Source organism: Streptomyces monashensis (genome assembly GCF_001866665.1).
Classification (GTDB): Bacteria; Actinomycetota; Actinomycetes; order Streptomycetales; family Streptomycetaceae; genus Streptomyces; species Streptomyces monashensis.
The window spans coordinates 113,473-136,914 of sequence record NZ_MLYO01000076.1 but is presented as its reverse complement, the minus strand read 5'-3'; the positions used below and the strand labels follow the sequence as shown (position 1 = coordinate 136,914).

Below are 23,442 nucleotides of genomic sequence, written 5' to 3'. Positions count from 1 at the left end.
TTACCGGATCTCCCGTAGGGGTGAGAGGGCGGTGAGACCTCCACCGGATTCAGCTCCGGTTCAGGCTCCGTACATCTCCGGACGCGGATACTCCGCAAGATCCGGTATGCGCGCTGCGCCCGTGTCACACGTTTTCCGGGAGCCTGAAAGGCCGTTCATGCTGAGCACCTCCACCGAGTCGGTCGTCCGGGACGGCGGGCCGCCGCCCGCGGCCGCGCCCCGCCCGCCCGCCCAGCGGTACGAACGCCCGGTACTGGTGGCCATAGCCGCACTCGCCGCGCTGCTGTGCCTGTGGGGCCTCGACCACAGTTCGTTCCACGGCTTCTACGCCGCCGCGGTGCGCAGCATGACGGACAACCCGGTCGCGTTCCTGTTCGGCTCCTTCGACCCGGGCAACACCCTCACCATCGACAAACTGCCCGGCTTCCTGTGGCCGCAGGCACTGTCGGCGCTGGTGTTCGGCTTCCACCCGTGGGCGCTGGTGCTGCCGCAGGCCCTGGAGATCGTCGCCTCGGTGGTCCTGCTCCATGTGCTGGTCAGGCGCTGGGCGGGCGTGCCGGCCGGGCTGCTGGCGGCGGCCTTCCTGGCCCTCACCCCGGTGACGATCGGCCTCGGTCGGTCCGTCACCGAGGACGCCCCGTTCGTCCTGCTGCTCCTGCTCGCCGCCGAGGCGGCCTGGCGCGCGACCGAGCGGGGCCGGGTGGGCCCGCTGCTGCTCGCCGGGTTCTGGGTGGGCGTCGCCTTCCAGTGCAAGATGCTGGAGGCCTGGGCGGTGCTGCCCGCGCTCGCCGGCACCTACCTGGTCGCCGCCCCGCCGAGCCTGCGCCGCCGGCTGCGGGACCTCGCGCTCGCCGCCGCGGTCATGTTCGCGGTGTCGGTGTCGTGGATGGTCGCGGCCACCCTCACCCCGGGCTCCGCCCGCCCGTATCTCGACGGCACCACCGACAACTCGGCGTTCGGCCTGGTCGTCGGCTACAACTTCCTCACCCGCTTCCACACGGTCGGCGTCGACGCGGCCGGCACCGGCAGCGTCGCGCCCAACGAGAGCCTGCGGGCGGCCGGTTCGGGCCCCGGCATGGGCGACAGCGTGTGGAAGATGTTCAGCCCCGGGCTCGCCACCCAGACCGGGTGGCTCTACCCGCTGGCCGCGCTCGGGCTCGTCGGCGGCGCCCTGGCGCTGTGGCGGCGGCGCCCGGCCCGCACGGACCGGGTGCTCGCCGGGCAGGTGCTGTGGGGCGTGTGGCTGGCGACGTTCTTCTTCGTCTTCAGCTTCGGCAGCGTGACCGGGCACACCTACTACATGGGGGTGGTCGCGGTCGCGCTCGCTGCGTTCGCCGGCGCCGGTGTCGTACGGGCCTGGCGGGCCGGGCTCAGGGGCGGCCCGCAGGGCTGGGTGCTGCCGGTGGCGCTCGCCGTCAACGCCGCCTGGTGCGTGGCGCTGACCCTGTGGTACCCGCGTTTCCTGCCCTGGTCGGGCCCGGCCGCCGCCGTCCTCGCCGTGGTCGCCCTGGCCCTGGCCGTGCTCCGGCGCCGCCCGCGCGTGGCCCGGGCCGGTCTTGCCGTGGGCCTGGCCGCGGCCCTGCTCGTGCCCGCCGCCTGGTCGGCGTCGGCGCTGTCGCTGCGCTACAACCAGCCCGGCTCGCTGGCCCGGGTCGGGCCCACCAGCCACCGCTCGGGCAACCCGCTCGCCCAACTGGACCCCGCCCAGCAGCACCTGCTCGGCTATCTCACCGCGCACCGGCACGGCGCCGAGTACCTGGCCGCCGTCCCCGGCTGGTGGTCCGCCGCGCCGTACGTCATCTCGGCGAACGCGCACGTCATGCCCATGGGCGGCTTCACCGGGCGGGTCCCGTACCCCTCCTCCGCCCGCTTCCACCGGCTGATCGACTCCGGCCGGCTGCGCTACGTCGTCCTGAAGCGGACCGACGTCCGGGCCGCGCACCGGCACGGGGCGCACACGCTCGTCGGCGGGCTGGTGCGCTGGACGAGCGATCACTGCGCGCCCGTCCCGGCGGCCGCGTACGACGGATCGCGCGACCACACGAACCGGCTGTACGACTGCGGCCCGGCCCACCGCAGGGGGTGAACCGGGCCGCGGGACGGGCGGGCGTACGGCTGACGGCCGTCACGCCCGCCTGTTCCACTCGGCGATCACGGGCCGGCCGTGCTCGGTGGAGAGCCGGCTGACCGTGCCGGTGGCCAGCTGGAACAGCCGGCCCTCGGCGGGTGCGAGGCCCAGCCGGCGGGCGGTGAGCACCCGCAGGAAGTGGGCGTGGGCCACGAGGACCACGTCCCCGGCGCCCTCGGCGAGCGCCGTGTCGACCCGGGCCAGCACCCGGTCGGCGCGGGCGCCGATCTGCGCGGGCGACTCGCCCGGGTGGCCCTCGGGGCCGGGCGGCACACCGTCGGTCCACAGGTCCCAGCCGGGGCGGGTGGTGTGGATGTCGGCCGTGGTGATGCCCTCGTAGCCGCCGTAGTCCCACTCGTGCAGGTCGGGGTCGGTCACGAGCCCGCTCAGGCCCGCCAGTTCGGCGGTGCGTATCGCGCGGCCCAGCGGGCTGGCCAGCGCGCGGGCGTACGTCCGCCCGGTGAGGAGCGGGGCGAGGGACTTGGCCTGTTCCTCGCCGTGCTCGGTCAGGGGCAGGTCGGTCCAGCTGGTGTGCTGGCCCGACAGGCTCCACTCCGTCTCACCGTGGCGGACCAGCAGGAGGTCCCCCACGGTGGTTCAGCCCTTCTTCTCGACCGCGTGGCCGCCGAACTGGTTGCGCAGCGCGGCGATCATCTTCATCTGCGGGGAGTCGTCCTGGCGCGAGGCGAACCGGGCGAACAGCGACGCCGTGATCGCGGGCAGCGGGACGGCGTTGTCGATGGCCGCCTCGACCGTCCAGCGGCCCTCGCCGGAGTCCTCCGCGTAGCCGCGCAGCTTCTCCAGGTGCTCGTCCTCGTCCAGGGCGTTGACCGCGAGGTCGAGCAGCCAGGAGCGGATGACGGTGCCCTCCTGCCAGGAGCGGAACACCTCGCGCACGTTCTCCACCGAGTGCACCTTCTCCAGCAGCTCCCAGCCCTCGGCGTACGCCTGCATCATGGCGTACTCGATGCCGTTGTGGACCATCTTGGAGAAGTGCCCGGCGCCGACCCGGCCCGCGTGGACGTAGCCGTAGGGGCCCTCCGGCTTGAGCGCCTCGAAGATCGGGTGCAGCCGCTCGACGTGCTCCTTGTCGCCGCCGACCATGAGCGCGTAGCCGTTCTGCAGGCCCCACACGCCGCCGGAGACACCGGCGTCGACGAAGCCGATGCCCTTGATGGCGAGGGCCGCGGCGTGCTTCTCGTCGTCGGTCCAGCGGGAGTTGCCGCCGTCGATGACCGTGTCGCCGGGCTGGAGCAGGTCGCCGAGTTCGTCGACGACGGTCTGGGTGGCGGTGCCGGCCGGGACCATCACCCAGATGTGGCGGGGCGCGTCGAGCTTCTCGACCAGCTCTTCGAGGGACTTGACGTCGGAGACGTCGGGGTTGCGGTCGTAGCCGATGACGGTGTGGCCGGCGCGGCGGATCCGCTCGCGCATGTTGCCGCCCATCTTGCCGAGACCGATGAGACCGAGCTGCATGATCAGTTCTCCGTTGCGTTCTTGAGAGTGCGGTAGGCGGCGACGAGGGCCTTCGAGGAGGGGTCGAGACCGGGGACGTCCGCGCCCTCGGTGAGAGCGGGCTCGACGCGCTTGGCGAGGACCTTGCCGAGTTCGACGCCCCACTGGTCGAAGGAGTCGATGTTCCAGATCGCGCCCTGGACGAACACCTTGTGCTCGTAGAGGGCGATGAGCTGGCCGAGCACGGACGGGGTCGGCTCGCCGGCCAGGATCGTGGTGGTGGGGTGGTCGCCGTGGAAGGTGCGGTGCGCCACCTGCTCCTCGGCCACGCCCTCCGCGCGGACCTCCTCGGCGCTCTTGCCGAAGGCGAGGGCCTGGGTCTGGGCGAAGAAGTTGGCCATCAACAGGTCGTGCTGCGCCCTGAGTTCCCCGCTCAGCTCGCCGGCCGGGCGGGCGAAGCCGATGAAGTCCGCCGGGATCAGCTTGGTGCCCTGGTGGATCAACTGGTAGTACGCGTGCTGCCCGTTGGTGCCGGGCGTGCCCCACACCACCGGCCCGGTCTGCCACTCGACGGGCCTGCCGTCGCGCTGCACCGACTTGCCGTTGGACTCCATGTCCAGCTGCTGGAGGTAGGCGGTGAACTTCGACAGGTAGTGGCTGTACGGCAGCACCGCGTGCGACTGCGCGTCGAAGAAGTCGCCGTACCAGACACCCAGCAGGCCCAGCAGCAGCGGGGCGTTGGCCTCGGCGGGGGCGGTGCGGAAGTGCTCGTCGACCAGGTGGAAGCCGTCCAGCATCTCGCGGAAGCGGTCCGGGCCGATCGCGATCATCAGGGACAGCCCGATGGCGGAGTCGTACGAGTAGCGGCCGCCGACCCAGTCCCAGAACTCGAACATGTTGTCCGGGTCGATGCCGAACTCGGTGACCTTCCCGGCGTTCGTGGACAGGGCCACGAAGTGCTTCGCCACGGCCTTGTCGTCGCCGTCGAACGCCCTCAGCAGCCACGAACGCGCCGAGGTCGCGTTGGTGATCGTCTCGATCGTCGTGAACGTCTTGGACGCGACGATGAACAGGGTCTCCGCCGGGTCCAGGTCGCGGGTCGCCTCGTGCAGGTCGGCGCCGTCCACGTTGGACACGAAGCGGAACGTCAACTCCCGTGCGGTGTACGGGCGCAGGGCCTCGTACGCCATCGCGGGGCCGAGGTCGGAGCCGCCGATGCCGATGTTGACGACGTTCCTGATCCGCCTGCCGGTGTGGCCGGTCCACTCGCCGGAGCGGACCCGGTCGGCGAAGCGCGCCATCGTGTCGAGGACCGCGTGCACCTTCGGCACCACGTTCTCGCCGTCGACCTCGATCACCGCGTCGCGCGGGGCGCGCAGCGCGGTGTGCAGCACGGCCCGGTCCTCGGTGACGTTGATCTTCTCGCCGCGGAACATGGCGTCCCGCAGGCCGAACACGTCCGTGGCGGTGGCGAGTTCCTGCAGGAGGGCCAGCGTCTCGTCGGTGATCAGGTGCTTGCTGTAGTCGATGTACAGGTCCCCGACCCGTACGACGTACCGCTCGGCGCGGCCGGGGTCCTGCGCGAACAGCTCGCGCAGGTGCGGCCGGCCCTCGGCGCGGTGGTCGGCGAGAGCCGTCCACTCGGGCCGGTGGGTGAGCTGGGGAAACCCGGTTCGCTGGGTCGCTGCCATGTCAGGCGTTCTCCTTGGCGGCCTCGCCCTTCAGGGCGATGGCGTACATCTCGTCGGCGTCGAGGCGGCGCAGCTCCTCGGCGATGAGTTCGGAGGTGGGGCGGACCTTGAGCGCGAGGGTCCGCGGCGGCTGGCCCGGCAGGGTCAGCGTCGCGAGCGGGCCCTCGGGCCGGTCGATGACGATCTCGCCGTTCGCGGTGCCGAGGCGCACGGCGGTGACGACCGGTCCGGCGGTGACCACGCGGTCCACGCGCACCTTCAGCCGGGCCTCCAGCCAGCGCGAGAGCAGTTCGGCGCTGGGGTTGTCGGCCTCGGCCTCGACGGCTGCCGAGGTGATCTTCGTGCGGGCCTGGTCCAGGGCGGCGGCCAGCATCGATCGCCACAGCGTCAGCCGGGTCCAGGCGAGATCGGTGTCGCCGGGCGCGTAGTTGCGGGCCCGGGTCTCCAGGACCTCCATCGGCTTGAGCGCCGCGTACAGGTCGGTGATCCGGCGCTGGGCGAGCGCGCCGAGCGGGTCCTTGGACGGGGTGTCGGGGGCCTCCACCGGCCACCACACCACGACCGGGGCGTCCGGCAGCAGCAGCGGCAGGACGACCGAGTCGGCGTGGTCGGACACCTCGCCGTAGGTGCGCAGCACGACCGTCTCGCCGGCGCCGGCCTCCGAGCCGACCCGGACCTCGGCGTCGAGCCGGGAGTGGGTGCGGTCGCGCAGGGTGCGGGCGTGCCGCTTGATGACGACCAGGGTCCGCGAGGGGTGCTCGTGCGAGGCTTCCTCGGCGGCCTTGATCGAGTCGTAGGCGTTCTCCTCGTCCGTGACGATGACCATCGTCAGGACCATGCCCACGGCCGGGGTGCCGATGGCGCGGCGGCCCTGCACCAACGCCTTGTTGATCTTGCTTGCCGTGGTGTCGGTCAGGTCGATCTTCATGGCCTGCGCCAGCTCCGTCCGTCTCGTGCGAGCATCTCGTCGGCTTCCGTCGGTCCCCAGCTGCCCGACGCGTACTGCGCCGGACGGCCGTGCGCCGCCCAGTACTCCTCGATCGGGTCGAGGATCTTCCAGGACTCTTCCACTTCCTGGTGACGGGGGAACAAATTCGCGTCGCCGAGCAGCACGTCCAGGATGAGCCGCTCGTACGCCTCCGGGCTCGACTCGGTGAACGACTCGCCGTAGGCGAAGTCCATCGACACGTCCCGGATCTCCATCGAGGTGCCCGGCACCTTGGAGCCGAAGCGGACGGTCATGCCCTCGTCGGGCTGGACGCGGATGACGATCGCGTTCTGGCCGAGCTCCTCCGTCGCCGTGGAGTCGAAGGGGGAGTGCGGGGCCCGCTTGAAGACGACCGCGATCTCGGTGACCCGGCGGCCCAGGCGTTTGCCGGTGCGCAGGTAGAACGGCACGCCCGCCCAGCGGCGGTTGTCGATGCCCAGCTTGATCGCGGCGAAGGTGTCGGTCTTCGACTTCGGGTCGATGCCCTCCTCCTGGAGGTAGCCCACGACCTTCTCGCCGCCCTGCCAGCCCTCGGCGTACTGCCCGCGCACGGTGTGCCTGCCGAGCTCCGCCGGCAGCCGCACCGACTTGAGCACCTTCAGCTTCTCGGTGAGCAGCGCCTCCGCGTCGAACGCGATGGGCTCCTCCATGGCGGTGAGCGCCATCAGCTGGAGCAGGTGGTTCTGGATGACGTCACGGGCGGCGCCGATACCGTCGTAGTAGCCGGCCCGGCCGCCGATGCCGATGTCCTCGGCCATGGTGATCTGCACATGGTCGACGTACGACCGGTTCCAGATCGGCTCGTACATCTGGTTGGCGAAGCGCAGCGCCAGGATGTTCTGGACGGTCTCCTTGCCCAGATAGTGGTCGATGCGGAACACCTGGTCCGGCTCGAACACGTCGTGCACGAGCGCGTTCAGCTCGCGGGCGCTGCCGAGGTCGTGGCCGAACGGCTTCTCGATGACCGCACGCCGCCAGGAACCCGCGGGCGGGGAGGCCAGGCCGTGCTTCTTCAGCTGCTGCACGACCTTCGGGAAGAACTTCGGCGGCACCGAGAGGTAGAAGGCGAAGTTGCCGCCGGTGCCGCGGGAGGCGTCCAGCTCCTCGACGGCGTCCTTGAGCTGCTTGAACGCGGTGTCGTCGTCGAAGTCGCCGGGGATGAACCGCATGCCCTCGGCGAGCTGCTGCCACACCTCCTCGCGGAACGGGGTGCGGGAGTGCTCACGCACGGAGTCGTGCACGACCTGCGCGAAGTCCTGGTCCTCCCACTCCCGGCGGGCGAAGCCCACCAGCGAGAAGCCCGGCGGCAGCAGACCGCGGTTGGCCAGGTCGTACACGGCCGGCATCAGCTTCTTGCGGGACAGGTCACCGGTCACCCCGAAGATGACCAGACCGGACGGACCGGCGATCCGGGGCAGGCGCCGGTCACGGGTGTCCCGCAGCGGGTTCTCCCAGCCGGCGGCCGGACCCACCGGCACGGTCACCTGCGCCGGCGACGTCGCCGGCGCCTGCGCCTTCGCGGGTGCCGCAGCGGCGGGTGCCGCGGCGGCGGGTGCCGCGGCGGCGGGTGCCGCGGCGGCGGGTGCCGCGGCGGCGGGCGCGTTCTCGGTCATCGGGCGTCAACTCCCTTGTTCTCCAGGGACTTCGCTACGGCGTCCAGCAGGTCCTGCCAGGCCGCCTCGAACTTGGCGACGCCCTCGTCCTCCAGCTGCTGGACGATCTCGTCGTAGGAGATGCCGAGCTTCCCGACCGCGTCGAGGTCGGCACGGGCCTGCGCATAGCCGCCGGTCACCGTGTCGCCGGTGATCTCGCCGTGGTCGGCGACCGCGTTCAGCGTGGCCTCCGGCATCGTGTTGACGGTGCCGGGCGCGACCAGCTCGTCCACGTAGAGGGTGTCCTTGTACGCGGGGTCCTTCACGCCGGTGGACGCCCACAGCGGACGCTGCCTGTTCGCCTTCCGCGCGGCGAGCGCCAGCCAGCGCTCGGAGCCGAAGACCTCCTCGTACGCCTCGTAGGCGAGCCGGGCGTTGGCGAGGGCCGCGCGGCCCTTGAGGGCGAGGGCCTCGTCGGTGCCGAGGGCGGTCAGCCGCTTGTCGATCTCGGAGTCCACGCGGGAGACGAAGAAGGACGCCACCGAGTGGATCGTGGCGAGGTCGATGCCGCGCTCGCGGGCCTTCTCCAGGCCGGCCAGGTAGGCGGCCATGACCTCGCGGTAGCGCTCCAGCGAGAAGATCAGGGTCACGTTCACGCTGATGCCGAGCCCGACGACCTCGGTGATCGCCGGCAGGCCCGCCTTCGTCGCCGGGATCTTGATCATCACGTTGGGCCGGTCCACCAGCCAGGCGAGCTGCTTGGCCTCGGCGATCGTGGCCTCGGTCGCGTGGGCGAGGCGCGGGTCGACCTCGATGGAGACGCGGCCGTCGCGCCCCTCGGAGGCGGTGTATACAGAATGCAGAATATCGGATGCGGCTCGCACGTCGGCGGTCGTCATCATCCGCACCGCCTCGTCCACCGTCACCCCGCGCACGGCGAGATCGGTGAGCTGCTCCTCGTACCCCGCACCGGAGCCGATGGCCGCCTGGAAGATCGACGGGTTGGTGGTGACGCCGACGACGTTCTTGCTCTCGATCAGCTCCGTCAGGTTGCCCGAGGCGATACGCCCCCGCGACAGGTCGTCCAGCCAGACGGAGACCCCCTCGTGGGCGAGGCGCTCAAGGGCTCCGGCGGTGGCGATTGCTTCGGTCACGTCAGTCATCTTTCTTGATTTCCGGTTGAGTTGTGTTGTCGCGTCGGGTTCAGGCGCGCGCGGCGTCGAGCGACGCGCGGGCCTGGGCGGCGACGTTCTCGGGGGTGAAACCGAACTCGGCGAACAGGGTCTTCGCGTCGGCCGAGGCGCCGAAGTGCTCCAGGGAGACGATCCGGCCGGCGTCGCCGACGTAGCGGTACCAGGTCAGACCGATCCCGGCCTCCACGGCGACCCGGGCCTTCACGGACGGCGGGAGGACGGAGTCCTTGTACGCCTGGTCCTGCTCCTCGAACCACTCCACGGACGGCATCGACACCACGCGCGTGCCGATCCCCTCCGCCTCCAGCGTCTCCCGCGCGGCCACGGCCAGCTGCACCTCGGAACCCGTCGCGATGATGATCACCTCCGGGGCCTCGGCCTGGGACTCGCGCAGCACGTAGCCGCCCTTGGCCGCGTCCTCGTTCGGCGCGTACACCGGCACGCCCTGGCGGGTGAGCGCGAGCCCGTGCGGGGCGGGGTTCACGGCGTGCCTCTTCAGGATCTCGGCCCAGGCGACCGCGGTCTCGTTGGCGTCCGCCGGGCGGACGACGTTCAGGCCCGGGATGGCGCGCAGCGAGGCCAGGTGCTCGACCGGCTGGTGGGTGGGGCCGTCCTCGCCGAGGCCGACGGAGTCGTGCGTCCAGACGTACGTCACCGGGAGCTGCATCAGCGCCGACATCCGCACGGCGTTGCGCATGTAGTCGGAGAACACCAGGAAGGTGCCGCCGTAGATCCGGGTGTTGCCGTGCAGGGCGATGCCGTTCATCTCCGCGGCCATGGAGAACTCGCGGATGCCGAAGTGGACGGTACGGCCGTACGGGTCGGCCCCGGGCAGCGGGTTGCCCTGCGGCAGGAAGGAGCTGGCCTTGTCGATCGTGGTGTTGTTGGAGCCGGCGAGGTCGGCGGAGCCGCCCCACAGCTCGGGGATCACCGGGCCGAGCGCCTGGAGGACCTTGCCGGAGGCGGCCCGGGTCGCGACCGACTTGCCCTCCTCGAACACCGGCAGCGCGTCCTGCCAGCCGGCGGGCAGCTCGCCCTTGCCGATCCGCTCGAAGAGCGCGGCCCGCTCCGGCCGGGCGCCGGCCCACTCGGCGATCCGCCGGTCCCAGGCGGCGTGCGCCTCCGCGCCCCGGTCCAGTGCCCGGCGGGCGTGCTTGAGAACCTCGTCCTCGACCTGGAAGGTCTGCTCGGGGTCGAAACCGAGAAGCCGCTTGGTGGCCGCGATCTCGTCCGCGCCGAGCGCGGAGCCGTGGGAGGCCTCGGTGCCCCGCGCGTTCGGGGCGGGCCAGGCGATGATCGTGCGCATCGCGATGATCGACGGCCGCCCGGTCTCGGCCTGCGCGGCCCTCAGCGCCCGGTAGAGGGCCTCGGGGTCGACGTCGCCCTCGGCGGTCGGCTCGACGCGCTGGGTGTGCCAGCCGTAGGCCTCGTACCGCTTCAGGACGTCCTCGGAGAAGGCGGTGGCGGTGTCGCCCTCGATGGAGATGTGGTTGTCGTCGTAGACGAAGACCAGGTTGCCGAGTTTCTGGTGGCCGGCGAGCGAGGAGGCCTCGGCGGAGACGCCCTCCTCCAGGTCGCCGTCGGAGACGATCGCCCAGACGGTGTGGTCGAAGGGGGAGGTGCCCTCCGGGGCCTGCGGGTCGAACAGACCGCGCTCGTAGCGGGCGGCCATGGCCATGCCGACGGCGTTGGCGACGCCCTGGCCGAGCGGGCCGGTGGTGGTCTCGACGCCGGCGGTGTGGCCGTACTCCGGGTGGCCGGGCGTCTTGGAGCCCTGGGTGCGGAAGGCCTTCAGGTCGTCCAGCTCCAGCTCGTACCCGGCGAGGAACAGCTGCGTGTAGAGGGTCAGCGAGGTGTGACCGGGGGAGAGGACGAAGCGGTCACGACCGGCCCACTCCGGGTCGGCGGGGTCATGACGCATCACCTTCTGAAAGATCGTGTACGCGGCAGGCGCCAGGCTCATCGCCGTGCCCGGATGCCCGTTGCCGACCTTCTGCACCGCGTCGGCCGCCAGCAGACGGGCCGTGTCGACGGCGCGCCGGTCCAGGTCGGTCCACTCGAAGCCGTCGGAAGTCTGCGTGCTCATCTTCAAGAAATCCTCGTTCAGTGCGCAATGGCTGGCCGGACGCGTTCAAACTTAAAAGTCTGACTTTTTAGAAGGAAGGTCGGGGTGTGTCAGTCTGTGGTGAATCTGGGACAGCGATCACGGAACATGGACGGCGCGAACAGGACATGGCTGACAGAACGCCACAAGCTGACGGCAGTGCCACGGACGGCGACAGCGACGCAGACGGTGGCGGGATCAGGACCTTCCCCTTCCCGACCGAGCTGGCCGTCGGCCGTGTCGGCATGCAGGTCGGCCCCATGGGCACCGGCCGCACCTGGCACGCCGACGCCCCGCTGGAGCGCGTCCACCGCATCGACTTCCACGTCGTCATGCTCTTCACCGAGGGCCCCGTACGCCACATGATCGACTTCGCCGAGTACGAGGCCTCGGCGGGCGACCTGCTGTGGATCCGCCCGGGACAGGTCCACCGCTTCTCCCGCGAGAGCGCGTACCACGGAACCGTCCTCACCATGCAGCCCGGTTTCCTGCCGCGCGCCACCGTCGAGGCCACCGGCCTGTACCGCTACGACCTCCCGCCCCTGCTCCACCCCGACCCGGCCCAGCTGGCTGCCCTGCAGGCCGCCCTCGACCAGCTCCACCGCGAGTACGAGGACACCGCCACCCTCCCGCTCAGCCTGCACACCGCCGTCCTCCGGCATTCGCTCACCGCGTTCCTGCTGCGCCTCGCCCACCTCGCGGCCAGTTCCGCCGAGGCCTCCCGGCAACAGACGGACAGCACCTTCACCCGGTTCCGGGACGCCGTCGAGCAGGGCTTCGCCGCCAACCACAGCGTCAGCGCCTACGCCGACGCCCTCGGTTACTCCCGCCGCACCCTCGTACGCGCCGTGCGCGCCGCCACCGGTGGGACCCCGAAGGGCTTCATCGACAAACGCGTGATCCTGGAGGCCAAACGCCTCCTCGCGCACACCGACCTGCCGATCGGCCGTGTCGGCGCGGCCGTCGGCTTCCCCGACGCGGCGAACTTCTCCAAGTTCTTCCAGCTGCACACCGGCCGGACACCGGTGGGGTTCCGGGCGGAGCTGCGCTGAGAGGCGCCCGGAGACGCACGAGAGGGTGGCTCCACGCATGCGCGTGCAGCCACCCTCCCTACCGCCTCCGGGCGGCGTCAGTGCCCGAAGTCGAACCAGTTCACGTTCACGAAGTCCGCCGGCTGGCCGCTGGCGAAGGTCAGATAGACGTCGTGGGTGCCGGTCGCCGGGCCGATGTTGGCCGGGATGGTCTGCCAGGACTGCCAGCCACCGGTGTTGGCCACGGAGAAGCTGCCGATCGGGGGACTGGTCGGGCTGTCCAGCCGCACCTGGACCAGACCGCTCACCCCGGACGCGGCCCCGCTCGCCACCCGGGCGTAGAACTGCGTGGCCGCCGTGGAGCCGAAGTTCACGCCCTTGTACGACGCCCAGTCGCCGTTCGCGATGTAGCCGATGTCCTGCCCGCCGCCGGTGTCCGTGGTCGTCTCGGTGCCGATGCCGGACTGGCCGTCGTACGACTCGGCCTGGATCGGGCTGTAGGCGTCCCGGTTGCCCGGCGGGGGAGTGCCGCCGCCGCTGCCGCCGGACTGGAGCACCTGGACGTAGTCCACGACCATCGGGTGCCCCGGGTCGGTGGCGCCGGTCGGGCCGCCGCCGAACGCCCCGGGGAAGCCACCGCCCATGGCCACGTTCAGGATCACGAAGAAACCGTGGTTCGTGGCGTTGGCCCACGTCGTCGCGTCCACCTGGTTCGCCGTGACCGTCTGGTAGTTGACGCCGTCGACGTAGAAGCGGATCGCCTCCGGGCTCACCGAGCGGTCCCACTCCGTCGTGTAGGTGTGGAAGCCGGACTGGCAGGTGGTGTTCGGACAGGCGGTGGAGTTGCCGAGGCCGGTGGTCTCGTTGCAGGGGCCGCCGGGGCTGGTGCCGCAGTGCATCGTGGCCCAGGTCTTGTTCAGGCCGTTGACGTTCTCCATGATGTCCAGCTCGCCGACGCCCGGCCAGTTCTGGTAGTTGCCGCGGAACGGCGCGCCCAGCATCCAGAAAGCGGGCCAGTAGCCGGCGGCCGCGTCCCCGGTCACGTTCGGCATCTGGATCCGGGCCTCCACGCGCAGCTTGCCGCCGGTCGGGGGCTGGAAGTCGGTGCGGGTGGTCTCGATACGGCCCGAGGTCCAGTTGCCGGAGGCGTCCCGGCGCGGGGTGATGAGCAGGTCGCCGTTGCCGTCCAGCGCCACGTTGTTCGTGCTCGACGTCATCGACTCGACCTCGCCGGTGCCCCAGTTCGCGGCGCCGCCCGGGTACGAAGTCCCGGTGTCGTACTGCCAGTCGGAGGTGTTCACGCCGGAGCCTGCCGCCCCGTTGAAGTCGTCCAGGAAGACCTGGGACCAGCCCGACGGGGGCGCGGGCGCGGAGGCGTTCGCGGGCGCGGTGGCGGCCGTGGCGAGGGCCGCGGACAGACCGAGCGTCGCGACGACGGCGACGAGCGCGCGGCGCAGGGGCCGGCGCCGCGGGGGTCTGGGTCTGGGTATTCCGGAGGGTGCGTTCATGGGGGCCTCCCGGGTACGGGGGTGCGGGGTACAGGAGTTGCGGGTTACGGGGACTTGCGGGGTGTGCACGAGGTGTGAGAGCGCTCCGCGGCAGGTCGCCTGAGAGCGCTCTCAGGGTGCCGCCAATGTGCTCCCCGCCCCTGCGGCCGTCAAGCCTTGAAACAAGGAAAGTGCTGGATTCGCGGGGGAGTTCACGGGCTGAAGCCACCCGTACCCGCTCAGACCGCGTCGCCCGGCCGCCAGCCCAGGGCCCGGGAGATCCCCCGGCCCGCCATCCGGACCGCCGGAGCCAGTACCGGTACCTGGGCGCCGTCCCGGGGCACCACCACCGACACCGCCGCGACCACCTCCCCGCCCGGGCCGCGTACGGCCGCTGCCACGGACAGCGCGTCCTGCGTGACCTGACGCTCGCTCACCGCCACGCCCGAGCGGCGTACTTCGGCGAGCGTGCGCCGCAGCCCTGGCGGGTCGGTGAGCGTGTACGGGGTGAACGAGGCGAGCGGCCCCGCGCAGTACTCCTCCTGGACGGCCGGGTCGGCGTGCGCGAGGAGGGCGAGGCCGACGCCGGTGGCGTGCAGCGGCCAGTGAGCGCCGACGCGGATGTGCACGCCCACCGCCGAACGGCCCTGCAGCCACTCGACGTAGACGGCCTCCGTGCCGTCCCGCACCGCCAGCTGCACGTTCTCGTGCGTCGCCTCGTACAGGTCCTCCAGATACGGCAGCGCCGGCTGGCGCAGGGCGAGACCGCGCGGGGCGAGCGCGGCCACCTCCCACAGGCGCAGCCCCACGTGGTAGACGCCGGACGCGTCGCGCTCCAGCGCGCCCCACGCGGTCAGGGCCCCCGCCAGCCGGTGCGCGGTGGTGAGGCTGAGCCCGGCCCGGCGGCTGATGTCCGTCAGCGACAGGGCCGGATGCTCGTGGTCGAACGCGTCGAGCACGGCCAGCAGCCGCTCGGAAGCGGACCGTTCGGGAGCTGACCGACCGCCCACCGCACCCACCTCGCCCTGTCGTCGCCCGCTCCCGCCGGGCCCGGCGGGAGCTGCATCGCCGACAGTACGCGCGGGAGCCCGTCGCGCCGACGGGTGCGGGTCAGGACGCCGTGGGCCGGCGGGCTCCGGTCGGCCCTGCTCGGTCCCGGGTCACCGGGCTCCGGTCACGTCGACGAAGACCGGGTTGGAGTAGAACCACGTGTCGGCCCACGGGTCGCCGTCGCCGGGCGTGTGCGGGACCGGTCCGTGCGGGTCGACGGCCGCGCCGAGGTAACCGGTTCCGTGCCGGTTTCCGTCGCTGCCGCGCAGGCGGACGTAGAAGGACTCCTCGCCGGCGGTGAGCGGGATGCGCAGCGTGTAGGTGCCGGTGCGGCCGCCGACGTCGGTGGTGTGCACGACCCTGGTGTCCGGCGCCCGCCAGCCGTCCCGGTCGGCGGCCGGACCGCGCACGGCACCCCGGACGACGTCCACGTGCGCCGGCCTCGGCAGGATGCCCTGCGGGTTGGCGCGCGAGGCGGTCGTGACCGTCACACACAGGGTGAGCCGCTCGCCCGCCCGGACCCGCAGCCGCCCGCCGAGCGTGACCCCCGGTCCGTGGTCGCGCTCCCGCTTCAGGCGTACGTCGAGGCCGTCGAGCAGATGCCCGTGGTCGACCCACACCCGTCCCGCGCGCAGGCCCGCCATCACCGCCCGGTAGCCGTAGCGGGTGACGCCGACGTGGGTGCGGCTGAACTCGCCCGGCCAGAAGTCGCTGCCCGGCTGCGGGGTGCCCGTGTCCACCGGGTCGGGCAGCCTGCCCGTGTTGTCGAAGTTCCGCCCCGGCGCCCAGTCGCCGTTCTTCCAGGTGTCGAAGACCGTGCGGTGGTTGTCGGAGTTGGAGGTGATCGAGAACAGCCTGCCCTCGGCCAGCAGAGCGTCCCACAGGCCGCCGACCGTCGCGGTCGCCCAGTCGAAGCCGCCGTAGGTGAGGTAGGCGTCCGCCGGGTAGCCGGACCACGACTGGTCGGACGGCCTGTTCTCGTACTCGCCGCGGATCGACGCCGAGCCCCGCCATCCCGGGATCGCCGCGCCCTGGGCGCCGGGCGCGCCCTCCATGCCGATCACGATCTCGGGCGCCGCGTCCCGCCAGGCACGCAGCTCGTGCGGCGAGTCGATGCCGAGGCGCAACGGGTGGTTGGCGAGGACGAGGACGTCGTCGACGTAGCCCGAACGGCGTTGCTCCGCCAGCCACGTGACGGCCTTGACCGCGTGCGCCTCGTTGCGGGCGGTGTCCGGGTCGGCGGCGCCGCCCTTGTCGTAGCCGAGCAGCTTGCCGTCGTAGGCCAGCTCGAACCGCGTGAGCAGGTCGGCCTCGTGCGGGCCGGGCGCGGCGAACACCGTGGCGTGCTCGGCGGCCGGGATGTACCACTCCAGGCCCTGGAAGATCAGCTGGCGCGGGTTCTCGGCCCGGGCCCTGAGGATCTCCCGGTGCTCCAGCGCGGCGCCGTAGCGGGCGTGCCCGACGTTGGAGTGCTCGTTGAACACCATCCAGTCCAGGCCGTACCGGGCGGCGGCGGTGGCCTGCTGGGAGAACGTGTACTTGGCGTCGTGGCTGTAGACGGAGTGCACGTGGTGGTCGCCGACCAGGTAGGCGAGATGCGGGTCGTCCCCGCCGAGGTGCCGGTCGGCGTCGGCGTCGGCGTCGGTGGCGGCCAGGGCGGGCGTCGTCGCCGACCCGAGGGCGAAGGCGGCGCCGAACAGGCCGGCACGGCGAAGGAGCCGGCGTCGGGACATGCCCTGGGCGTCGAGGTCGGCGGGGGAGACCGCCGGGTCGGCCCAGACGGGGAGCTGCTGCTCGGTCATGGTGATCCTCGGTGCGGGGGGCGGGGTCAGTGGGTCATGAAGGCGGTGACGGGCAGCGCCCGGGAGACGATCCGTACGTCACCGAGGCGGCCGTGCAGGATCTGGTCGGTCTTTCCCGCGTACTCGTAGCCGCCGAGCAGCCACGGCAGTCCGACGGAGGTGATCCCGACGGCCGGGGCCTTCGGGTTGCGGACGACCGGGCAGCCCTCAACGTAGAGGGTGGTGCGGGTGCCGTCGTTGACGACCGCGAGGTGCCACCAGGTCTCCAGCGGCGTCTCCTGCCCCCAGTTGGTGGCGATGCCCTCCTGGTTGAGCGGCCGCATCGCCCACTGCGGCTCACGGTCGTCCGACAGCGAGAGGGTGGCCAGCGGCTCGTCGGGATCGTCGCCGGTCCTGCCGGCGGCGCCGCCCGTGCCGGTACGGCCGACGATGCCCGACCAGGCGTGGTGGGCGGGGTCCCAGTCGGCCGGGAGGCGGTAGAAGACCTCGATGGTGTAACCGTTCCCGAAAGTCGCCGAGTTGAGCGGCGCACCGTCCACCGTGCGCAGATACGCGCCCTTCAGCGGGGACTTGTACCCCTGGAACTCCAGGCTGCCGTGCCCCGGCTGGTCGGGGTGGTGGTCGGCCGACCAGCCGAGCGTGCCGCCGCCCACCGGGACCACGGTGAGGTCGTTGCCCCGGCCGGACAGGTCGCGCACGGTGCCGGAGACGGCCGACTCGAAGCGCCAGTAGGCGGCCGTGCCCGGGATCAGCATCTTAGACGCGGGCCGCGCGGGGCGGGCCGGCACCGGGGCGAAGCCGGCGAAGCGGGCCGCGAAGTCGATGTCCACCGAGAAGCGGTCCGCGTCGCCGCTCAGCTCCAGTTCCTGCCGCTCCAGCGCGTTCAGGCCCTCGGCGGCCCGGCCGAGGATCCACGGGGAAACGGTTTCGACGTCGATGACGTTCCGGTCCAGGTCGAAACGGTACAGACGGATCATCGCCGCGCCGCCGAAGTAGCGGTTCTGGTAGTTCGTGAGGTGCAGGTGCACCTCGTTGCCCGCCGCGTTCGTACGGACCGCCCGCCCGGCCGGCCAGTAGTGGCCGTTCAGGGTGAGGAAGATCTGGTCGTGGTCCGCGATGAGCCGGTCCCACAGCTGCTGCCCGTGGTCCGACAACCGGTCGTCCTCGACGACGAGTTCGTGTGTGGTGAGAACGACGGGGGTCCTCGGGTGCCGGGCGAGGACGTCCTTCGCCCACGCGTACCCCTTGTCCGACAGCCGCCAGTCCAGTGCCAGCACCAGCCACTCCCGACCGGCCGCCCGGAAGAGGTGGTAGGTGTTGTAGCCGTCCGAAGAGGCCCCGCCGAAGGTCGACGTGCTCCGGAAGCGCTGGGGACCGAAAGTCTCCAGGTACGGCGTCGGGCCGCGCTGGTCGTCCGTCGAGGACTTCACGTCATGGTTGCCGGCCAGCACGCTGTAGCCGACGCCTCGGCGGTCGAGGATCCCGAACGCCGCGCCGATCGCCGCGAATTCGGCCTCGGCGCCGTTCTGGGTGAGGTCGCCGAGGTGGGACAGGAAGACGATGTTCTCGTCCCTGCCGTGCTGCAACAGGTAGCGCAGCGACGCCTCGACGGGCGCCGCGTCGATGCTCGGCCCGTCGAACAGGTACTGGGTGTCGGGCATCACCGCGAGCGTGAAGCGACGGCTCTCCGGGTCGGGCCGCCGGCCGCCCTTCTCCGCCGCCTCGGCGCCGGCCGGCACGGCGACCCCGGCCGTGGCGGCGGCGCCCAGCAGCGCGGTGGCCCTGAGGAAACTGCGTCGCCCGGCACCGGCCTGCGCGGCCTCGTCCCGGACGGGGTCATGCGACGTACACACGTGTGCTCCGTAAAGGTCGCTGAAGATCACTGGAGGTCACTGAGAAGGGCAGAGCGGTTCGGGGTCAGAGGGCACGCAGGGGGCGACTGCGGCGGCGGTTCACGGCCGGTGCCGGGCGGGACGGCGGCCCTACGGCAGTCTCAGCCTCGGTGTGCCCGGCGGGCGTGGCGCGTTCGGGATACCTGGTGACGGTGGTCGTGGCGGTGGCGGTGGTGGCCTTGGTGGTGGTCGTGGCCGGCAGCAGGATCCGGGGCGCGCACAGTTCCGTACCGCGCGGCGCCCCCGGCTCGTCCGTCGCCGTCAGCACCCGCAGGGTCAGCCAGGCCGCGCCGCCGTCCCGTGGCAGCCCGAACGGCAGAGACACCGCCGCCGTCTCGCCCGGCCGCAGATCGGGCAGTTCGGCCGGGGCGGCCAGGGTCCTCCCGTCGGCCCGCACCAACTCCCAGGTCGCCGCCAGCCGGCCGAGACCGGGGACGTGGTGGTCGTTGGCGAGGACGATTCCCTCGTGCCGGTGGCACCGGATGCGGACCGCGGCCCCGCGCTGCCGGTGCTCGTGCGGCCCGGTGTCCATGCGCCCGGCCGGTCTTCCGTAGCTCACGCGCTGCACCATTCCGTGGCCCCGGGGCCGGCGGATGAAGCCGCCCTGAAGAGCCGGGGTGGACTCGGTAACCGATTACGGAAAGTGACCCATCACCGGCCCCCGACAGGGTTCCCTCATCGGATGGCCCCCTTGGCGAGGTCTCCGATGATCTGCCGGGCGCCGATCGCGAACACGGTCAGCAGCGGGACCAGGGCGAGCAGGGCGCCGGTCATCACCATGCCGTAGTCGGTGGTGCCGTGGGTGCCGTTCAGCTGGGAGAGGGCGACCTGGAGGGTGACGTTGTCGGGGTTGGTCAGGGCGATCAGGGGCCAGGCGTAGTCGTTCCACTGGCTCATGAAGGTGAAGATGCCGAGGAAGGCCAGCCCGGGCCGGACCACCGGCAGGGCCACGTGCCAGTACTGGCGCAGGAAGTGCGCGCCGTCGATGCGGGAGGCGTCCAGCAGCTCGTCGGGGATCGCGCCCCGCATGTACTGGCGCATCCAGAAGATGCCGAAGGCGTTGGCCGACGCCGGCACGACCAGCGAGGTCATCGAGCCGATCCAGCCGAGCTTCGCCATGATCACGAACTGCGGGATGGCGGCCAGCTGCGCCGGCACCATGAAGATCAGCATGAGCAGGGCGAACAGCGGCCGTCGGCCGGGGAAGGCGAACTTGGCGAAGACGAACGCGGCCAGCGAGTCGAAGAACAGCACCAGCACCGTCACCGAGCCCGCGACCAGCAGCGAGTTCAGCATGGAGCCGAAGAAGTCGACGGCGGCGAAGAGATGACGGACGTTCTCCGGGAAGTGCGAGCCCGGCAGGAGCTTCGGCGGGAAGGAGAAGATCTCGCTCGACGTGTGCGTCGACATGATCACGGCCCAGTAGAACGGGAAGGCCGACAGCAGCAGACCGAGGACGAGGACGGCGTGCAGCGCGATGCCTCTGCCGCGGGTTCCCCTGATGCGCCCGGTCCGGGTGCCCCTGATGCTCCGGGTTTCCCTGACGGTGCGGGGCCGTCGTGTGCCGTGGGTGGTTGCCATGGTGTGCGGCCTGCCTATTCTTCGCCCCGGCGTTGCACCAGGCGCCAGTTGACGATCGAGAAGAGGGCGACGACGAGGAAGATGCCCCAGGCCACGGCGGCGCCGTAGCCGAAGTCGTTGTTGTCGAAGGTCTGTTGGAAGAAGTAGAGGACCATCGTGCGGCCCGCGTGCCCGGGGCCGCCGGAGAAGGCCGACTCGTTGGCGGTGTTCTGGAGCAGCACCTGGGGTTCGGAGAAGCTCTGCAGACCGGTCACGGTCGAGACGACCAGCACGAACAGCAGCACCGGCCGCATCAGCGGCAGCGTCACCCGGAAGAAGGTCGCGACGGGCCCGGCGCCGTCGATCCGCGCCGCCTCGTACAGCTCGCCGGGGATGGTCTGCAGCCCGGCGAGGAAGATGATCGCGTTGTAACCGGTCCACTGCCAGGTCATCAGCGTGGCGATGGCGACCTTGATGCCCCAGGGCGTGTTCAGCCAGGCCACCTGGTCCAGCCCGACCGCCTGCAACAGGGCGTTGACCAGGCCGAAGTTGGTGGAGAACACCGAGCCGAAGATGATCGCGACGGCGACGACGGAGGTGACGTTCGGCAGGAAGTACGCGAACCGGTACACGTTCTTGAAACGCACCGCCGAGTTGAGCATCACGGCCGTCACCATCGCCAGGAAGACCATGGGGAAGGTGGCCAGCGCCCAGATGACGACGGTGTTCCCGATCGAGGACCAGAAGTCGCTGTCCGCCAGCAGGTACCGGTACTGCGACAGGCCCGCCCACTCCATCCGGCCGAGACCGTCCCAGCGGTGGAAGGACAGATAGAGGGAGAACCCGACGGGGACCAGGCCGAAGCAGAGGAACAGCAGATAGAAGGGGGAGATGGCGGCGTAGAGGTGCCAGTACGCGCGCCGGCCCCGCTTTCCGCGGACGGCGGACGGATCCGCGAGCACGGGCGAGGGCTTGCCGTCCAGGGCCGTGGCCATCAGTAGCTCACCCCCAGGTGTTCGGCGATGCGCCGGCAGGTGTGCATGGCGTCCCTCCAGGCCTGCTCGGGGTCCTTGCCGAGGACGCCGACGTTCTTGATCTCGTCCTTGACCGGCTGCGAAAGGGCGGTGTCGTACGGGCTGTCGTAGGCGACCGGGATCTTCTGCGCGGCGGGCCCGAAGACGTCCATGGTGATCTGGCCGCCGAAGAACGGATCGGGCTCGCGCAGCGTTCTCAGGCCGTACGACGCCGGGGTGGACGGGAACAGGCCGGCGTCCACGAAGCCCTGCGCCTGGTTGGCGGCGTCCAGTACCCAGCTGATGATCCGGAACGCCTCCTCCGGCTCCCGGCAGGCCTTGGTGACGGAGAGGAACGAGCCGCCGATGTTCGACGGCCCGCCCGGACAGGCCGCCACCCGCCAGCGGCCCGTGGTCCTCGGCACCCCCGTCTTGATGTCGTTGGTGGCCCAGGAGGCGTTGAGCTGGCTGGGCAGCTTGCCGTCCTGGACGGCCGAGAGCTGGTCCGGGGTGCCGCTGACCAGGTCGGAGACGATCCGCCGCCGCTTGGCCTCCACGGCCCGGTCCCACGCGGTACGCACGTGTTCCTGGTCGCCGATGAAGTGCCGCTCCCTGTCGACGTACCGCTTCGTGCCCTGGTTGACCGACATCTCGAAGACGCTGGTGATGTCGGTCAGCAGGTACGTCCCCGGCAGGCGTTTCCGCAGCTGTTCCCCGGCGGCGAAGAACGTCTCCCAGCTGCCCAGCTCACGTGTCACATCGGCTGGTTCGTACGGCAGACCCGCCCGGCGGAACACCTCTTACTGGTAGTAGTGCGCGACCGGGCCGCAGTCGATCGGGAACCCGACCATCCGGCCGTCGGCCGCGTGACCCTGCTCCCACTTCCAGGCCAGATACCGGTGGCGGAGCTTTTCCGCGCCGAGCGTGCGCAGGTCCACGAACTGGTCGGCATCGGGCAGGTAGGACGCCATGTCCTCGCCCTTGAGGCCCGCGATGTCGGGGATGTGGGCCCGGCCCGCCATCGTGGTGATCAGCTTCGAGCGGTAGTAACCGCCTATCTTGACCGCCCGTAGCGCCACGGACCCGTCGAAACGTTTCCTGGCCTGTTTCAGGACGGTGTCGCCGAGGCCGCCGTCCCAGTACCACAGCACCATGTTCCGGCCGGTCGAGCCGGTCGGCACGGCACAGCCCGACGCCAGGCCGCCGAGCGCCGTGGCGGCCGTCGTGCCGAGGCCCGCCCGTAGCAGGCCTCTTCGGGAGAGCCGCACAGCTCCCACCGCCTTTCGGATGTCGTCGACGCGCGAGAGGGGATCAGCTCCGCGCCGTGGCGGGCGGATCGTCGTCGGAGTGCGGGACGGGCGATGCCGCCGGTGCGGGCCGGCCCGGCGCGGGGACGGGCGCGCCCCGCTCCGGCGCGGTCGCGGGTGCGGGCCACGCCGGCGGGGTGACCGGGGCCGGGCGCGGCGGCGGGCCCGGGTCGGCGGGCAGGCGGTCGGCGAGGAAGCTGTAGGCGCGCCGCAGTTCGGGGTCGCTCCGCGTCCGCCACCAGCGGTCGACGCCGTACCAGCCGGGGGCCGCCAGCGCCCCGCCGTGCCGGGCCACCGACAGGCCGGCGGCGAGGACGGCGAACCGCAGCCGCTCGGCCAGCGGCCAGCCGCCGAGTGAGGCGGCCACGAAGCTCGCGCCGAAGACGTCGCCGGCGCCGGTCGCGTCCACGACACCGATGTCGAGGGCCGGGACCTCGGCGTACTCGCCGGTCGTCTGGTCGACGGCGATCGCGCCCCGACCGCCGCGCGTCACCACGGCGACCGGCACCAGCTCCGCGAGCACCCCGAGTGCGGCGACGGCGGTGTCGGTGCGGGTGTAGGCCGTGGCCTCCGCCTCGTTGGGCAGGAAGGCGTGGCACAGCGCGAGCTGGTCGAGCACGTCCCGGGACCACCGGCGGGCCGGGTCCCAGCCGACGTCGGCGAAGACGCGGGTGCCGTTCGCGGCGGCCTTGCCGAGCCAGGCGGGCGCCTCGGCCTCCAGATGGACCAGCGCGGTGCGCGCGGCGGGCGGATCACCCAGCAACTCGTCCTGGGAGTACGGCGGTTCCTCGCCGTGGGTGACCAGCGCGCGGTCGGCGCCGGGCGCACCGGGCAGGGCGAGGGCGACGGTGACCGGGGTCGGCCAGCCGGGTGCCGTGCGCGACCGCGCGAGACCGACGCCCTCCTGTCCGGCCAGCACCTCCTGGCACCAGGCGCCGTAGAAGTCGTCGCCGAACACCGTGGCCAGCGACGTACGCAGACCGAACCGGGCGGCGGCGACGGCCAGGTTGGCGATGCCGCCGGGGCCGCAGCCCATGCCGGAGGTCCAGATCTCCTCGCCGGGCACCGGCGGCCCCGGCAGCCCGGTGAGGACGAGGTCGTAGAAGAGCAGCCCGGTCAACAGCACGTCGGGCCGCTCGTCGTCCACGG

Annotated in this window: 17 protein-coding genes and 1 pseudogene; 2 read left to right on the top strand and 16 right to left on the bottom strand. The window is 71.8% G+C overall.

Annotated elements, in window-relative coordinates; genetic code table 11:
- The first annotated feature begins 157 nt into the window (after positions 1 to 157).
- Positions 158 to 2,086, top strand: a complete 1,929-nt coding sequence (locus tag BIV23_RS38010) for an ArnT family glycosyltransferase (protein WP_071385543.1) — start codon at positions 158 to 160, stop codon at positions 2,084 to 2,086.
- A 39-nt stretch (positions 2,087 to 2,125) separates the two neighbouring features.
- Here the strand turns inward: BIV23_RS38010 and BIV23_RS38005 are convergent, their stop codons facing one another.
- Genes BIV23_RS38005 through tkt form a run of 7 tightly spaced genes read right to left on the bottom strand, consistent with a single transcriptional unit; the run spans position 2,126 to position 11,133 of the window.
- Complete coding sequence (locus tag BIV23_RS38005; protein ID WP_071385542.1) at positions 2,126 to 2,719, bottom strand: histidine phosphatase family protein; 594 nt, start codon at positions 2,717 to 2,719, stop codon at positions 2,126 to 2,128.
- Positions 2,720 to 2,725: 6 nt separating this feature from the next.
- Complete coding sequence (gene gnd / locus BIV23_RS38000) at positions 2,726 to 3,604, bottom strand: phosphogluconate dehydrogenase (NAD(+)-dependent, decarboxylating) (protein WP_071385541.1); 879 nt, start codon at positions 3,602 to 3,604, stop codon at positions 2,726 to 2,728.
- Between the two features lie 2 nt (positions 3,605 to 3,606).
- Positions 3,607 to 5,274: a glucose-6-phosphate isomerase gene (pgi, locus tag BIV23_RS37995; RefSeq protein WP_071385540.1), complete on the bottom strand. Its 1,668-nt coding sequence runs from the start codon at positions 5,272 to 5,274 to the stop codon at positions 3,607 to 3,609.
- A gap of 1 nt (position 5,275) precedes the next feature.
- Positions 5,276 to 6,202 (bottom strand): glucose-6-phosphate dehydrogenase assembly protein OpcA, encoded by a 927-nt coding sequence (gene opcA / locus BIV23_RS37990; RefSeq protein WP_071385539.1) that lies wholly within the window; start codon positions 6,200 to 6,202, stop codon positions 5,276 to 5,278.
- A complete protein-coding gene (zwf, locus tag BIV23_RS37985) occupies positions 6,199 to 7,875 on the bottom strand; it encodes a glucose-6-phosphate dehydrogenase (RefSeq protein ID WP_177240184.1) in 1,677 nt (558 codons plus the stop codon). Before zwf ends, opcA begins: the two co-directional genes overlap by 4 nt.
- Positions 7,872 to 9,017 (bottom strand): transaldolase, encoded by a 1,146-nt coding sequence (gene tal, locus BIV23_RS37980; RefSeq protein WP_071385538.1) that lies wholly within the window; start codon positions 9,015 to 9,017, stop codon positions 7,872 to 7,874. Before tal ends, zwf begins: the two co-directional genes overlap by 4 nt.
- Positions 9,018 to 9,057: 40 nt before the next feature.
- Positions 9,058 to 11,133 carry a transketolase gene (tkt, locus tag BIV23_RS37975; protein WP_071385537.1) on the bottom strand — a complete coding sequence of 692 codons (2,076 nt, stop codon included), beginning with the start codon at positions 11,131 to 11,133 and terminating at the stop codon, positions 9,058 to 9,060.
- Between the two features lie 146 nt (positions 11,134 to 11,279).
- Here tkt and BIV23_RS37970 point away from each other — a divergent pair, with 146 nt between their 5' ends.
- Positions 11,280 to 12,203 (top strand): helix-turn-helix domain-containing protein, encoded by a 924-nt coding sequence (locus BIV23_RS37970; RefSeq protein ID WP_071385536.1) that lies wholly within the window; start codon positions 11,280 to 11,282, stop codon positions 12,201 to 12,203.
- Positions 12,204 to 12,280: 77 nt separating this feature from the next.
- On the opposite strand, the gene BIV23_RS37965 is transcribed toward BIV23_RS37970, so the two are convergent.
- From BIV23_RS37965 to BIV23_RS37925, 9 genes and pseudogenes are all read right to left on the bottom strand, one after another.
- Complete coding sequence (locus tag BIV23_RS37965; protein WP_071385535.1) at positions 12,281 to 13,690, bottom strand: glycoside hydrolase family 16 protein; 1,410 nt, start codon at positions 13,688 to 13,690, stop codon at positions 12,281 to 12,283.
- Between the two features lie 218 nt (positions 13,691 to 13,908).
- Entirely contained in the window at positions 13,909 to 14,679 is a 771-nt protein-coding gene (locus BIV23_RS37960; RefSeq protein WP_218161908.1) for an IclR family transcriptional regulator, read from the bottom strand.
- 150 nt (positions 14,680 to 14,829) lie between these two features.
- On the bottom strand, positions 14,830 to 16,521 hold the full coding sequence (locus BIV23_RS37955; RefSeq protein ID WP_071385533.1) for a PHP domain-containing protein: 1,692 nt from the start codon (positions 16,519 to 16,521) through the stop codon (positions 14,830 to 14,832).
- Between the two features lie 26 nt (positions 16,522 to 16,547).
- Positions 16,548 to 18,374, bottom strand: coding sequence for a LamG-like jellyroll fold domain-containing protein (locus tag BIV23_RS37950; protein ID WP_071385532.1), 1,827 nt, complete (start codon positions 18,372 to 18,374; stop codon positions 16,548 to 16,550).
- 64 nt (positions 18,375 to 18,438) lie between these two features.
- The gene (locus BIV23_RS37945; RefSeq protein WP_483883314.1) at positions 18,439 to 18,972 is read right to left on the bottom strand and encodes a DUF4981 domain-containing protein; all 534 of its coding nucleotides are present in this window, start codon (positions 18,970 to 18,972) and stop codon (positions 18,439 to 18,441) included.
- A 116-nt stretch (positions 18,973 to 19,088) separates the two neighbouring features.
- Complete coding sequence (locus tag BIV23_RS37940; RefSeq protein WP_079173654.1) at positions 19,089 to 19,994, bottom strand: carbohydrate ABC transporter permease; 906 nt, start codon at positions 19,992 to 19,994, stop codon at positions 19,089 to 19,091.
- 14 nt (positions 19,995 to 20,008) lie between these two features.
- The gene (locus BIV23_RS37935; protein WP_071385530.1) at positions 20,009 to 20,968 is read right to left on the bottom strand and encodes a carbohydrate ABC transporter permease; all 960 of its coding nucleotides are present in this window, start codon (positions 20,966 to 20,968) and stop codon (positions 20,009 to 20,011) included.
- Positions 20,968 to 22,254: pseudogene (locus BIV23_RS37930) on the bottom strand (ABC transporter substrate-binding protein). The gene BIV23_RS37935 and the pseudogene BIV23_RS37930 overlap by 1 nt, the downstream one beginning before the upstream one ends.
- Positions 22,255 to 22,297: 43 nt before the next feature.
- Positions 22,298 to 23,440, bottom strand: coding sequence for a PfkB family carbohydrate kinase (locus BIV23_RS37925; protein ID WP_079173659.1), 1,143 nt, complete (start codon positions 23,438 to 23,440; stop codon positions 22,298 to 22,300).
- Between the last annotated feature and the right edge of the window lie 2 nt (positions 23,441 to 23,442).

Coding starts and splice junctions, on each gene's coding strand:
- BIV23_RS37955 (WP_071385533.1), bottom strand. CDS start 16,521: ATGACCGAGCAGCAGCTCCCCGTCTGGGCCGACCCGGCGGTCTCCCCC.
- pgi (WP_071385540.1), bottom strand. CDS start 5,274: ATGGCAGCGACCCAGCGAACCGGGTTTCCCCAGCTCACCCACCGGCCC.
- BIV23_RS37935 (WP_071385530.1), bottom strand. CDS start 20,968: ATGGCCACGGCCCTGGACGGCAAGCCCTCGCCCGTGCTCGCGGATCCG.
- BIV23_RS38010 (WP_071385543.1), top strand. CDS start 158: ATGCTGAGCACCTCCACCGAGTCGGTCGTCCGGGACGGCGGGCCGCCG.
- opcA (WP_071385539.1), bottom strand. CDS start 6,202: ATGAAGATCGACCTGACCGACACCACGGCAAGCAAGATCAACAAGGCG.
- BIV23_RS37940 (WP_079173654.1), bottom strand. CDS start 19,994: ATGGCAACCACCCACGGCACACGACGGCCCCGCACCGTCAGGGAAACC.
- tal (WP_071385538.1), bottom strand. CDS start 9,017: ATGACTGACGTGACCGAAGCAATCGCCACCGCCGGAGCCCTTGAGCGC.
- BIV23_RS37970 (WP_071385536.1), top strand. CDS start 11,280: ATGGCTGACAGAACGCCACAAGCTGACGGCAGTGCCACGGACGGCGAC.
- BIV23_RS37965 (WP_071385535.1), bottom strand. CDS start 13,690: ATGAACGCACCCTCCGGAATACCCAGACCCAGACCCCCGCGGCGCCGG.
- tkt (WP_071385537.1), bottom strand. CDS start 11,133: ATGAGCACGCAGACTTCCGACGGCTTCGAGTGGACCGACCTGGACCGG.
- gnd (WP_071385541.1), bottom strand. CDS start 3,604: ATGCAGCTCGGTCTCATCGGTCTCGGCAAGATGGGCGGCAACATGCGC.
- zwf (WP_177240184.1), bottom strand. CDS start 7,875: ATGACCGAGAACGCGCCCGCCGCCGCGGCACCCGCCGCCGCGGCACCC.